Below are 12,532 nucleotides of genomic sequence, written 5' to 3'. Positions count from 1 at the left end.
ATACTTAGTTTTACAAATCTAACCATGTAAACATTTATGTCGCGTTCAGTTAAAATATTTTGGAAAGCTTTTTTTATAGCAGTGGCAGCCTTTATATTATTTCTACTGCTTTGTAACTGGGGTGTATTTGGAAAAATGCCTTCCATATCCGATATACAAAATCCTTCAGCCTCTCTTTCCAGCCAGGTATATGCACAAGATGGTACCCTAATGGGTAAATATTATTTGGAAGACCGTGTGAATGTTGATTTTAAAGACATTAGCCCCAATATAGTGCATGCACTGGTGGCTACAGAAGACCAACGTTTTTATGACCATAGCGGTATTGATTTTATTTCATTACTCAGAGCCATTAAAGGGTTTGGAAGAGATGGAGGGGCCAGTACCATAACCATGCAAACGGCTAAAAATCTGTTTACGGAAAACTGGTCTACCCGCAACTTTTTATTACGCGCCATTCAAAAAGTAAAAGAGTCAATTATTGCGGTTAAGTTAGAAAGAAACTTTACCAAAAATGAAATTATTAACCTGTATTTGAATACAGTTGCCTTTGGTGATAATGTTTTTGGAATAAGAAATGCAGCCAAAACATTTTTTCAAAAAGAACCCGACCGCGTAAATGTAAATGAAGCGGCTGTTTTGGTAGGAATGATAAATGCCCCTACGTTATATAACCCCCGCCGTAACCCCAAACAAGCTTTAGAACGCCGAAATTTGGTACTTAACAGAATGGTTACCAATGGCTACTTAACACCACAGGAAGGAGCTAAAATTAAGCTAGAGCCTATTGAACTGAATTATAAGAAATTAGATGAAACGACAGGTTTAGCACCTTATTTTAGAATGGTTTTAGGCGAATACATGAAACAATGGTGTAAAACACACAAAAAAAGCAATGGGGAGGAATACAATTTATACACTGATGGATTAAGAATTTATACCACCATTAACCCTCGGATGCAAATTTATGCGGAAGAGGCAGTAGCCAAACACATGAGCTACATGCAACAAATTTTAAATCAGCAAGCCAATATTAAGAAAGGTACCGTTTGGGATGGACATCAAAATGTATTGGATGCTGCCATGAAACAAAGTGATCGCTGGAGAAATTTGAAGAAAGACGGCCTTAATGATGATGACATTAAGAAAACATTTTTTGTACCTACCTCCATGCGCATTTTTGCTTGGAATAACAATAGGGAGAAGGATACCATTATGACTCCCATGGATTCAATCAAATATTGCCGCCAAATGATGCAAGCAGGCTTTATGGCATTAGATCCCTTAAGTGGTGAAGTACGGGCATGGGTAGGTGGTATTGATTTTAAAACATTTAAATTCGACCATGTAAACTATAACACCAAACGCCAGGTAGGTTCAACCATAAAACCATTATTGTACAGTTTAGCAATTGAAGATGCGGGTTTTACCCCCAATACAATTGTACAAGATGTACAACAAAGTTTTGGTGCTTATGGAATGGTGCCTGCAACTTCTACTTCCTGCACCGGTGCATCTATTCCAATGGCTCAGGCATTGGCCTTTTCACGAAACTGTGCCACTGCTTATATTATGAAACAACTTGACCCCAAAGGCAATAATGCAGCTATTCGTTTTGTTGATTTTTTGAAAAATAAATGTGGTTTGCAAACCAATATAGAACCACACCCATCCATTGCCATTGGTGCCTGTGAAATATCGCTCTATGAAATGATGCAAGCTTATAGTATGTTTCCCGGACGTGGTTTTAATGTGAAACCTTTATACATAACGCGTATTGAAGATAGAAATGGGAACGTATTGGAAAACTTTGCACCACTTCGTAAAGAAGTCATGAGCGATATTACTGCCTATTCAGTAATTAAAATGATGGAAGGGGTTGTTGACTTTGGTACTGCCCGTGGTTTAAAAATGCAGTTTGATGTACGTGGGAATATTGCCGGCAAAACGGGTACTACCAACGATAACAGCGATGCTTGGTTTATGGGCTACACCCCACAACTACTTGCCGGTGTTTGGGTAGGCTGCGATGACAGATTTATTCATATAAGCAGCAACAGCTATAATGGACAAGGCGCCAGGGCTGCCATGCCTATTTGGGGATACTTCTATGAAAAAGTATTGCAAAATGCCAACACATTGGGTATTGATGCTAATGTTGATTTTTCTAAACCTGAGGGAATGACCAACGATATTGAGATTGATTACAGTAACCCCAATCCAAATGTGCCAATGGGGGTAGAAGGCGATCAACAACTAATGGGTAATGGTACTTCACAAGACTATGTACCTGCTGATATTAAACCGGAAGATTTAGCGCCTGAATCTCAAATTGACACCAATAAACTGCCGGCTTTTTCACCTAAGAAAAATAATAATACACCCAAAAACGGTACAACTCCAACGCCCACACCTAAAGCTATTTTACCTAAAAAAGTAGGAGGGAATATTCACCAATAAATTACAATTTTTTTCCGGTTAACATGGGTACAAAGGAAAACAAATCGAATGATTCTTCTTTGCAAGCATCAGCCGAAACTTTAGTAATACGCAACATTCGCTGTGAATTTCCTTCATTGATTGGAATAACCATTAATCCGCCAATTTTTAACTGTTCCACTAATTTTGGTGGAATAAAAGGTGCAGCGGCGGTAATTAATATTTTGTCGAAGGGAGCAAATGTGGGTAACCCTTCATATCCATCGCCAAAAAAGCATTTAATATTTGGATATTTATTTTTAAATGCAAAAGTTTTATTGGTATCAAAAATTTTTTTCTGGCGCTCAATTGTATAAACCCAAGCCCCTAACTCGGCCAATACGCAAGCCTGATACATACTACCTGTACCTATCTCTAATACCTTATCAGATTTTGCAACCTGCAAAAGCTGGGTTTGATAAGCTACGGTATAAGGTTGCGAAATAGTTTGACCTTCGCCTATGGGAAATGCCCGGTCTTCATAAGCTATTTTATCAAAAGCAGAGTCTAAAAAAAAGTGGCGAGGTATTTGTTGTATAGCATTTAATACAGCTTCATTCGTAATACCTTTCTGTTTCAGTTGCTGCACTAACTGATTGCGTAAGCCTTTGTGCCGGTAAGTATCTTCTAAATTTCTCATAAACCACACAAAACTAAAGTTAGCCACAAATATTTGCTAATAAAATTAATACTTGGGGAAATAAAAATGCTGTGCAATTTTTTTACACAGCATTTTAAAAATTTAGCACAAGTGCTAATAGTAAATCTATTTCAAAATTTAAGCTAATTGCATTGATTGTATAATACCATTAATGCGCTGTTTTAATTCATCCAACTTCGCATCAAATTCGCTTTTATTGCTTAAATGGGTATGTACACTAAAATAGAATTTAATTTTAGGTTCCGTACCAGAGGGGCGAGCAGAAATTTTACTACCGTCTTCCGTAATAAATTGTAAAACATTACTCTTTGGTAAGTTTATTTTCCATTTCTCTCCGGTTAGTAAATTGGTGCCTGTTTGTAATTCGTAATCAAGTAAAGTAACTACTTTGCTGTTATTGATTAATTGAGGTGGATTTGAACGATAGGATTCCATCATAGCGGCAATTTCTTTCTGCCCGTTCATGCCTTTTTTGGTAATACTAATTAAATGCTCATAGTAAAAACCATATTGCATATATAACTCAATAAGTTTATCAAACAAGGTTTTACCCTGTTGTTTTTCATAAGCTGCCATTTCGCACAATAATGCCACAGCACTAACCGAATCTTTATCGCGAATTTGGCTGCCAATCATCAAACCAAAACTTTCTTCACCGCCAATAATATAATTTTCTTTACCCTCTTTCTCTTTAATTAATTCTGCAATCCACTTAAAGCCGGTTAATACATTATAGCAGGCAACATGGTTTTGTCTGGCTACTTCATTAATCATTTCAGTTGTAACAATAGTGGTAATCACCATATCATTGGGCTGTGCAATACCTTTTTTTCGACGTGCTTCAATTAAATAAGCAAACGCCAAAACAGCTGTTTGATTACCATTCATTAAAACCCATTCACCTTTATGATTTTTAACGCCTACCCCAACCCTATCTGCATCCGGATCGGTACCAAGTAAAATATCGGCATCTAAGGCTTTTGCTTTTTCTAACCCAATACGCATGGTTTCACTTTCTTCGGGATTAGGATAAGCTACTGTGGGAAAATTCCCGTCGGGTGTTGCCTGTTCTTGTACAATGTGTACATTGGTGAAACCAAACTCAGCTAAGGCTGCAGGTACTAATTTAATACCACTGCCATGTATAGGGGTATACACAATCTTTAAATCTTTTTGTTGTTGAATTACCTCCGGATTAACACTTAAACTTTTCACCATGCTTAAGTATTGCTTATCTATTTCTGCACCTATTAATGTAATGTTAGCATCGCCTCCACTCCATTTAACATCATCAATAGTTTGAATAGCTTCAACTTCCTTTATTACATTTTTATCGTGCGGTGGTACTAATTGTCCTCCGTCATTCCAATAGGCTTTATAACCATTATATTCTTTGGGGTTATGTGATGCAGTACAAACAACACCTCCGTTACATTGCAACGTTCTTATAGCAAAACTTAATTCCGGTGTAGGGCGCAAATCTTCAAACAAAAACACTTTTATGCCATTCGCTGCAAAAACCTGTGCAGTGGTTTCTGCAAAAAAGCGGCTATTGTTTCGGCTATCGTGAGCTATAGCAACTTTAATGGTTTGGTTTGGATAGGTTTTCTTTAAATAATTGGCAAACCCCTGAGTAGCCATACCAACAGTATATTTGTTCATACGATTGGTACCTACGCCCATTATACCTCTTAAGCCCCCTGTTCCAAATTCTAAATTTTTATAAAATGCTTCCATTAACTCGTTAGGATTATGATCAATTAAATCCTGAACGGCTTGTTTGGTTGCTGCATCATAATTTCCGTTTACCCAACTGCGGGCTTTTTCTAATATTGCGTTATCCATATGCTTTAATTAAAAATACTTTCATGAAATTCGTAAAATACTAAGGTAACAAATGTATTACAATAAATAGGCGCCAACAATTTGTTCCTTATTCATTTCAACTGAAATATGTTCTTGCAGTGTAGTAGCCACTGATAAGCCTACATAATCGGGCTTAACAGGAAATAACTTGTGCATTCTATCAATTAATACCATGGTTTGAATACTTTTAGGATATTGCTGTAATAAAGGTTTTAGCGCATACATTAACGTACGGCCGGTATTGGCAACATCATCAACCACTACTATATGTTTATCGTTTAATGTTACAGGATTATCTATTTGCACATCATCAGGGTGTTGCTTATTTAATGATATACCTGAAACAACAATAGATTGCTTAAAATAAGGTTGCATCAATGCAGCCACTTTTTGCGCAATTACATACCCATTCTTTTTAATGCCGAGCAAAATAATTTCGTTTTCGGCATTGGCTAAATTTTCAACCACTTCTAACGCCAAACGCTCTAACTTATATTGTATAATTTTTTGCGATAATATTTCTTTTTGCATTGTACTCATTTTTTTCCAACAAGCTTTAAAAGCCTTAGTGCCTTTATGCAAAGCAATTTAACGGTAAAAATTGAAATGAATGAACTGCTTAGGCATTTTGTAAGTATTTTTTGTTTGCCGGCATTTATGCCACCCATTTGTTTAATATTTAATAATTACTACTTGCAAACCTGTTGATTTGTTGCATTTTATATACTCATAACTATTAACTTAGCACCATAACAACTTGGTTATGCACTTTATTCCTCAAATTATTTTTATAGTATTACTGGCAGTAGGCATTTATTTATTTGCAAAAAAAGTTGGTTTCATTAAAGCAAATATTTTAATGGGCCGTGATGAAATAATAAACGACAATAAACCATTAAGATGGCGCAATGTGCTGTTGTTGGCTTTTGGACAAAAAAAAATGTTTAAAAACCCTTTAGTAGCCGTATTACATTTTGTAATATATGCCGGATTTATCATTATCAATATTGAAGTTCTGGAAATAATTTTAGACGGTATTTTTGGTACACACCGGTTATTTGCACAGCCATTGGGAATAGTGTACAATTTTTTAATTAATGTATTTGAATGTTTTGCAGTTGGTGTAATTATTGTTTGCATTATTTTCTTAATACGAAGAAATGTATTGCACATTAAACGCTTTTTAAGCAACGATTTAAACGGTTGGCCCAGAAGTGATGCCAATTATATTTTAATATCGGAAATTATTTTAATGTGCTTATTCTTAACCATGAATGCCACTGATACTATTTTACAAGGCAGAAATTATGGTCATTACGCTCAGCACATTACCGGTAATTTTTTATTTTCCGAACATTTACAATTCATATTTAATCATCTTTCATCACCGCAAATAGAAGTAGTTGAGCGGATGGCCTGGTGGTTACACATTGCAGGTATTTTGGCATTTTTGAATTACTTACCTTACTCCAAGCACTTACATATTTTATTGGCATTTCCCAATGCGTACTACGCCAATTTAGAACCCAAAGGCAAAATGCACAATATGCCTGAAATTCAAAAAGAGGTGTTATACGCCATGCAGCCGGAATTAATTCCGGCAGATGCTGCAAATGAAACCACACACAAATTTGGGGCAAAAGATGTGGCAGATTTAAGCTGGAAAAATTTATTAGATGCCTATTCATGTACGGAATGCGGCCGTTGCACAGCGGCTTGTCCGGCTAATTTAACCGGCAAAAAATTAAGTCCGCGTTTAATTATGATGAAAACCCGCGACCGTATGGAAGAATTAGGTAAAAGAAGAGAAAAACAGGTTGAAAATTGGCAAAGTGATGAAAAATCGCTGCTTCACAATTATATAACTACTGAAGAACTGAGAGCCTGCACAACTTGTAATGCTTGTGTAGAAGAATGTCCGGTAAGTATTTCACCGCTTGACATTATTTTACAGCTTCGCCGCTATTTAATTATGGAAGAAAGCAATGCACCACAAGAATGGAACAGCACTTTTAGTAACATTGAAAACAATTTTGCACCCTGGAAATTTTCACCGGAAGAAAGAGATCAATGGGTAAATAGTTAAAACATTTTACTGTACAGCATTCGGTATAATTGTGCAAATGCAGCAATTAAAAAAACAATTCCCATAATTATATTTAACACTTTTGTTTCGGCTTTCAGTTTCTTAATTAACCAATTGCCGCCGTACATATAAAAAGCTAAACCACTTATTGTGCCCAATCCGCAACCAATGGTAAATAAATTTAAGCTGGCTGTTTGGTTTAATAAAACATTGGCATTCATCAAGTAACTACTCCATATAAACCAAAAAGGAATTTGTGCAGGATTCAAAGCACTCATACTTACCCCTAAAACAAATCGGTGTAAATTATTTTTCAATAAAATATTTTTTTCATTCGATTTTTTCTGCGCAATCATCACAAAGCTAATCACAGCAAAAACCAGAAAAAAAAGAACCGTAAGCCAACCAATAATGGTAAATAATAAATGATGTGCCAGCATCCATTGCACACCAACTAAAACTAAACGTAAATAAATAATTTCAATTAAAGCAACGCCTAAAGCATAACGCCAGGCATTATTAAAACCTTCTAAAACAGCTATATGTGTTGCGGTAATGCTCATGGTGCCCAACGGCAGTTGCCCCAAAAAACTAACCAGCCATCCAACTAAAAGTACAATCAGTAAATCCATTCAACAAGAAAATAAAATTTTATGAATAGGTGAAAATAACATCTTTATTCAAAATATTCACCTAAAATAAATTTACCCTACATTCGTACAAAGGTTATTGTTATGAATGTACCAGTAATGGCCGAAATGGCAGCCAACGGCAATACACCCGAAGTTTTATTTTGGGTAGGTTGCTCAGGAAGTTTTGATGTAAGAGCCCAAAAAATTACCCGAGCATTTGCAAGCATTTTAAACAAACTAAATATATCGTATGCCATATTGGGCAAAGAAGAAGCTTGTACCGGCGACCCGGCAAGGCGTGCAGGAAATGAGTTTTTATTTCAAATGATGGCGTACAATAACATTCAAATATTAAATGGATATGGCATCAAAAAAATTGTTACTACATGTCCACACTGTTTTAATATTTTAAAAAATGAATACCCGGAATTAGGCGGCAATTATGAAGTAATACACCACACTGTTTTTTTACAGCAATTAATAAAAGAAGGAAAAATTGTTATAAAAGAGAACAGCCCCTACTCCGGCAAAAAAATAACTTACCACGATAGTTGTTACTTAGGCCGTGCCAATGGCATTTATGAAGCACCCAGAGAGGTTTTAGAAGCTTTATCGGCCGAATTAGTTGAAATGAAACGTTGTAAAAGTAAAGGACTTTGCTGCGGTGCCGGCGGTGCACAAATGTTTAAAGAAGACGAACCCGGCAATAAACGCATTAATATTGAAAGAACAGAAGAGGCTTTAGCCACTAATGCGAATATTATTGCAGCAGCTTGTCCATTTTGTAACACCATGATGACTGATGGTGTGAAAAACAAAGAAAAGGAAGCCGAAGTACATGTGCTTGACATTGCTGAATTGATTGAACAATCAATGGTGGGTGAATAAATAAAATAATGCCAATAGCTTGAACAATATATTATGAAAATACATTTTTCATTGAAACATTTTATTATTGGTTCGTTCTTGCTATTTCCCGCGTTGTTAATACTAGATGGCATTTATGATTATGCCATGAACGAGTGGAATACGACCACCCTGTTTTCAACCGAAAACTTAATTTTTAAAGCCATTGCTGCTGTTATTGGCGGGTATTTTTATGCTCGCATCATTCAATTTTACAAACAAAACAAACCCTAAAAAATTGACCATGTCATAATGCAATTATTGTAATAATTTTGCACTATGAACATTTCTTTAGAAAAAATACTTCCGGCTGACTTTTCCAATCGTTCACGGGTTTGGATTTATCAAAGTAGCCGTTTACTTTCCATGCAAGAAGCACTTACGTTAGAACAACTTTTTGCCGATTTTGTGCAAAATTGGAAAAGCCATGGTACCCCTGTAAAAGGTTATGCCAACTTAATATTTGGGCAATTCATTGTTATTATGGCCGATGAATCTCAGGCTGAAGTGAGTGGATGCAGCACCGATTACAGTGTACACTTTATTAAACAAATAGAAAAGCAATTCAACATTCAATTGTTCGACCGACAAATGTTGGCTTTCTTCATAAAAGAAAAAGTAGAATTATTGCCTCTTTCTCAAATTGAATATGCCATTGAAAAGGGCTTTATTAGCGAAGAAACCATCTACTTCAATAACTTGGTTTATACTAAACAAGAGTTATTGGAAAATTGGATGATTCCTGCAGGAAAAAGTTGGTTAGGTAAACGATATTTTAAAACTGAAACTTCTCATTCATAATGTATCAGGTTTACGGTATCCCGAATTGCAATACAGTTAAAAAGGCTTTAGACTGGCTTTCACAACATAATATTCCTTTTACTTTTCACAATTTTAAAAAAGAAGGAATTGAAGCAACTACTTTAAAAAACTGGTGCCAACAAGCAGGTGGTTGGCAAAACCTATTAAATAAACAAGGAACTACCTGGCGTAAGTTAGATGCCAACACACAGCAAAGCATTACCACCGAAACAAAAGCCATTCAATTAATGCAAGAAATGGTGAGTATTATTAAGCGTCCTGTAATTGTTAAAGGCACCACCGTTGTGGCCATTGGTTTTAATGAAGCACTTTATAACACCGTTTTCAAATAGTTCATTTTTTTAAACAAACTATTAAGGTACATAGCCAAGCCAATTATTGTAATACCTCTGCTAATTTCTCTTTTAGTTGTTCACTGCGAAGGCCACGGGCAATAATAACACCATTGGGGTCAATTAACATATTATCGGGAATAGATTCAATATGATACAAACGTGCTACTGCATTATTCCAAAATTGCAAGTCGCTTACATGTGTCCACGTTAACCCATCATCGTGAATAGCTTTCAGCCAATTATCTTTTTGTTGATCGAGTGAAACACCGATGATAGCAAAATTTTTATTTTTAAATTGGTTGTACACGGCCACTACATTGGGGTTTTCCATTCTGCAAGGACGGCACCAACTGGCCCAAAAATCAACCAAAACATATTTTCCTTTATAAGAAGATAAACTAACCGGACGGTTAGCAGTATCATTTTGTGTAAAATCAATTGCCTTTGTACCTACTGCACCAACTTTTGCAGCCGCTATGGTTTGTTGAATCAATTTCCCATAAAATCCTTCTTTAGCCGGCTCACCTAAACGATTGTATTTAGCTTCTAATTCATCTACACCTGAAAACAACGGATTAACTGCATAAACTACAAATGCACTAACTTGTGATGTAGGCTTTTGCTTAATAAATGCATCTACCTGACTAATAACCATGTTTTTGTAAACACCGAAAGAAGTAATTAATGAATCGCGCTTCATGCCGGGTTTTTCAGCGTTAATTTCAGATACCAACTTACCTAGCTTTTCTTTTAAAGGATTAAAGCCTTTTAAATAATCTACATAATCATTCTGTAAAGGCGATCCGGAAAAAACCAAATCTTGTAAATGGTTCACATCACCATTAACAAATACTTCATCGTTTTGCATGAAAACTTCCGGGGTTGCCAGATAACCAATGAAATTTAATTGATAGATATCGGCATTTTCCAAATGTCCTTTCAAGGTAAATTTACCATTCTTCACATAGTCTTCAGCTACAGACTTTCCGGTAGCGCCACTTACTAAAAATACCAGTGTGCTATCCTTTATTCCTTTCACATCGCCCTTTATCACAAACCCCTTTTGGGCAAAAACACTTAAGGGTAACAACAACAATACAACTAAATTTTTCATACTATACAATTTACCTTTGATAGGTTTTATTTGAATTTTCAATTTATTTTGAATGCCTGCTTTTTAAAACATTTACCACATCATTCAAAGTATAATTTTTTGCAGCTAATAATACCAGAAAATGAAACAGCAAATCGGCAGACTCATTCAAAAATAAGGTTTCATTATCATCTTTAGCTTCAATTACTACTTCTACAGCTTCTTCACCCACTTTTTGTGCCACTTTGTTAATACCTTTTTGCATTAACCTTGCAACGTATGATTCATCGGGCGATGCCTTGCTGCGTAAACGAATCACTTCTTCTAAATACAATAAAAAATTATCGGCATGATTTTTTTCACTCCAACAAGTATCGGCCCCTGTATGGCAAACCGGGCCATGCGGTATTGCTTTTATGAGTAAAGTGTCATTATCACAATCAACACTAATACTTTTCAGTTCTAAAAAATGGCCACTTTCTTCACCTTTAGTCCACAACCTTTGTTTAGAACGACTATAAAAAGTAACTTTTCCTGTTTGCTCGGTTTGTTTATAGGCTTCCTCATTCATAAATCCCAACATCAGCACTTTTGATGTGTTGTAATCTTGTATAATGGCGGGCACCAATCCATCGGCATATTTATTAAACGCTACATTCATTGTTCTAAGGCTTTAATTATTCTAAATTTTTAGCAAAAATACCGATAAATAAACTGTAAACTACAACAAAGAAGGCTATTGATACTTACCGGCTTTTCTGCAATACATAAATAACAGAACTACATTTTTTAACCGATTGTAATGTATGCAGAGTTGAAAGCAAGCCCACCCAAAACGCCTTCAACAAATTGTTTTTGCCCTGTTTATATTTTTCACTGAGCATTGCTACATAAAAACTATCGAAGGGCATTGCTTTGTACTGCTGTATGGTAAATTGATGATGCTGCGCTAACCACAACATACTTTTAGGCGAAAAATGATATAGATGGCGAGGAACATCATAAGCTGCCCAATATTGCTGATAATATTGTGCATCGTACGAAGTATAGTTAGGTACAGCAATAATCAGCTTTCCACCCGGTTTTAAAGCTTTGTAAAAATTTTGCATATACCCATGCAAGTCATGCACATGTTCTAACACATGCCACATGGTAATAACCTGGTAAGAAGCAGGTTGCAATTGCTGCAATTGTTCTACATTATGTAAATCAATTTGATATTTGTTCTTTGCAATATTTCTTGCGCCTTCATCCACTTCAACACCGGTAACCTGCCATCCGGCCAAATGCATAGTATTAGCAAATGCTCCGGTACCGGCGCCCACATCTAATAATGTTTTAGTTTCTCCCTTGGTTATTTTTTCAATAAATTTTCTCTTCTGTTGCAAGGTTATGCTGCGAACATAATGATACAAAGCATTGATGAGCCCCTTATGTGTATCGGAATGAGAAATATAATTTTCTGATTGATAGTAAGGCCCTATATGCTGTGCATCGGGAATTTTTTGTGTAAATCGCGCAGTACATTCAGCGCATTCCCACACTTCAAATGTTTGTTGCGAAACAGTGTAATCAATAGCCGATAAGGAAAGCGAAATATTGCTACTATTGCAAATAGGACAATTTGAGTATTGTATAGATGGTTGATTCATG

The 12,532-nt window shown here is 35.8% G+C and carries 13 protein-coding genes; 6 read left to right on the top strand and 7 right to left on the bottom strand.

What is annotated here, in order from left to right:
* Positions 1-36 precede the first annotated feature (36 nt).
* Positions 37-2,460 (top strand): penicillin-binding protein 1A, encoded by a 2,424-nt coding sequence (locus tag LX80_RS00185; protein ID WP_111293036.1) that lies wholly within the window; start codon positions 37-39, stop codon positions 2,458-2,460.
* Position 2,461: 1 nt separating this feature from the next.
* On the opposite strand, the gene LX80_RS00180 is transcribed toward LX80_RS00185, so the two are convergent.
* The 3 genes from LX80_RS00180 to LX80_RS00170 all read right to left on the bottom strand — a co-directional run bounded on the left by LX80_RS00180 (position 2,462) and on the right by LX80_RS00170 (position 5,536).
* Positions 2,462-3,118, bottom strand: coding sequence for a protein-L-isoaspartate(D-aspartate) O-methyltransferase (locus tag LX80_RS00180; RefSeq protein ID WP_111293035.1), 657 nt, complete (start codon positions 3,116-3,118; stop codon positions 2,462-2,464).
* Between the two features lie 138 nt (positions 3,119-3,256).
* Positions 3,257-4,984 carry a phospho-sugar mutase gene (locus tag LX80_RS00175; RefSeq protein WP_111293034.1) on the bottom strand — a complete coding sequence of 576 codons (1,728 nt, stop codon included), beginning with the start codon at positions 4,982-4,984 and terminating at the stop codon, positions 3,257-3,259.
* A 57-nt stretch (positions 4,985-5,041) separates the two neighbouring features.
* The gene (locus LX80_RS00170; protein ID WP_111293505.1) at positions 5,042-5,536 is read right to left on the bottom strand and encodes a phosphoribosyltransferase family protein; all 495 of its coding nucleotides are present in this window, start codon (positions 5,534-5,536) and stop codon (positions 5,042-5,044) included.
* A 232-nt stretch (positions 5,537-5,768) separates the two neighbouring features.
* Here LX80_RS00170 and LX80_RS00165 point away from each other — a divergent pair, with 232 nt between their 5' ends.
* Positions 5,769-7,091, top strand: coding sequence for a (Fe-S)-binding protein (locus tag LX80_RS00165; protein ID WP_111293033.1), 1,323 nt, complete (start codon positions 5,769-5,771; stop codon positions 7,089-7,091).
* Here the strand turns inward: LX80_RS00165 and LX80_RS00160 are convergent.
* Positions 7,088-7,723 (bottom strand): LysE family translocator, encoded by a 636-nt coding sequence (locus tag LX80_RS00160; RefSeq protein ID WP_111293032.1) that lies wholly within the window; start codon positions 7,721-7,723, stop codon positions 7,088-7,090. The genes LX80_RS00165 and LX80_RS00160 overlap by 4 nt on opposite strands.
* A 102-nt stretch (positions 7,724-7,825) precedes the next feature.
* On the opposite strand from LX80_RS00160, the gene LX80_RS00155 reads away from it, so the two are divergent.
* From LX80_RS00155 to LX80_RS00140, 4 genes are read left to right on the top strand one after another with little or no spacing between them, the layout of a single operon-like run.
* A complete protein-coding gene (locus LX80_RS00155) occupies positions 7,826-8,611 on the top strand; it encodes a (Fe-S)-binding protein (protein ID WP_111293031.1) in 786 nt (261 codons plus the stop codon).
* A gap of 33 nt (positions 8,612-8,644) precedes the next feature.
* The gene (locus tag LX80_RS00150; protein ID WP_111293030.1) at positions 8,645-8,863 is read left to right on the top strand and encodes a hypothetical protein; all 219 of its coding nucleotides are present in this window, start codon (positions 8,645-8,647) and stop codon (positions 8,861-8,863) included.
* 45 nt (positions 8,864-8,908) lie between these two features.
* The gene (locus LX80_RS00145) at positions 8,909-9,430 is read left to right on the top strand and encodes a hypothetical protein (RefSeq protein ID WP_111293029.1); all 522 of its coding nucleotides are present in this window, start codon (positions 8,909-8,911) and stop codon (positions 9,428-9,430) included.
* Positions 9,430-9,783, top strand: a complete 354-nt coding sequence (locus LX80_RS00140; protein ID WP_111293028.1) for an arsenate reductase — start codon at positions 9,430-9,432, stop codon at positions 9,781-9,783. The genes LX80_RS00145 and LX80_RS00140 overlap by 1 nt, the downstream gene beginning before the upstream one ends.
* A 43-nt stretch (positions 9,784-9,826) precedes the next feature.
* Here LX80_RS00140 and LX80_RS00135 read toward each other — a convergent pair whose 3' ends face one another.
* The 3 genes from LX80_RS00135 to LX80_RS00125 form a co-directional block, all read right to left on the bottom strand.
* Positions 9,827-10,900 (bottom strand): TlpA disulfide reductase family protein, encoded by a 1,074-nt coding sequence (locus LX80_RS00135; protein WP_146250345.1) that lies wholly within the window; start codon positions 10,898-10,900, stop codon positions 9,827-9,829.
* Between the two features lie 43 nt (positions 10,901-10,943).
* Complete coding sequence (gene hisIE / locus LX80_RS00130) at positions 10,944-11,540, bottom strand: bifunctional phosphoribosyl-AMP cyclohydrolase/phosphoribosyl-ATP diphosphatase HisIE (RefSeq protein ID WP_111293026.1); 597 nt, start codon at positions 11,538-11,540, stop codon at positions 10,944-10,946.
* A gap of 85 nt (positions 11,541-11,625) precedes the next feature.
* Positions 11,626-12,531 carry a class I SAM-dependent methyltransferase gene (locus tag LX80_RS00125; protein WP_111293025.1) on the bottom strand — a complete coding sequence of 302 codons (906 nt, stop codon included), beginning with the start codon at positions 12,529-12,531 and terminating at the stop codon, positions 11,626-11,628.
* Between the last annotated feature and the right edge of the window lies 1 nt (position 12,532).

Source organism: Hydrotalea sandarakina (assembly GCF_003254115.1).
Lineage (GTDB): Bacteria > Bacteroidota > Bacteroidia > Chitinophagales > Chitinophagaceae > Hydrotalea > Hydrotalea sandarakina.
Note: the sequence above shows the minus strand (reverse complement) of the source record. Positions and strands in the feature narration are given on the sequence as shown.

Excerpts from the sequence above, each read along its gene's own strand:
- LX80_RS00185 (WP_111293036.1), top strand. The coding sequence starts at position 37 with ATGTCGCGTTCAGTTAAAATATTTTGGAAAGCTTTTTTTATAGCAGTG.
- LX80_RS00180 (WP_111293035.1), bottom strand. The coding sequence starts at position 3,118 with ATGAGAAATTTAGAAGATACTTACCGGCACAAAGGCTTACGCAATCAG.
- LX80_RS00175 (WP_111293034.1), bottom strand. The coding sequence starts at position 4,984 with ATGGATAACGCAATATTAGAAAAAGCCCGCAGTTGGGTAAACGGAAAT.
- LX80_RS00170 (WP_111293505.1), bottom strand. The coding sequence starts at position 5,536 with ATGCAAAAAGAAATATTATCGCAAAAAATTATACAATATAAGTTAGAG.
- LX80_RS00165 (WP_111293033.1), top strand. The coding sequence starts at position 5,769 with ATGCACTTTATTCCTCAAATTATTTTTATAGTATTACTGGCAGTAGGC.
- LX80_RS00160 (WP_111293032.1), bottom strand. The coding sequence starts at position 7,723 with ATGGATTTACTGATTGTACTTTTAGTTGGATGGCTGGTTAGTTTTTTG.
- LX80_RS00155 (WP_111293031.1), top strand. The coding sequence starts at position 7,826 with ATGAATGTACCAGTAATGGCCGAAATGGCAGCCAACGGCAATACACCC.
- LX80_RS00150 (WP_111293030.1), top strand. The coding sequence starts at position 8,645 with ATGAAAATACATTTTTCATTGAAACATTTTATTATTGGTTCGTTCTTG.
- LX80_RS00145 (WP_111293029.1), top strand. The coding sequence starts at position 8,909 with ATGAACATTTCTTTAGAAAAAATACTTCCGGCTGACTTTTCCAATCGT.
- LX80_RS00140 (WP_111293028.1), top strand. The coding sequence starts at position 9,430 with ATGTATCAGGTTTACGGTATCCCGAATTGCAATACAGTTAAAAAGGCT.
- LX80_RS00135 (WP_146250345.1), bottom strand. The coding sequence starts at position 10,900 with ATGAAAAATTTAGTTGTATTGTTGTTGTTACCCTTAAGTGTTTTTGCC.
- hisIE (WP_111293026.1), bottom strand. The coding sequence starts at position 11,540 with ATGAATGTAGCGTTTAATAAATATGCCGATGGATTGGTGCCCGCCATT.
- LX80_RS00125 (WP_111293025.1), bottom strand. The coding sequence starts at position 12,531 with ATGAATCAACCATCTATACAATACTCAAATTGTCCTATTTGCAATAGT.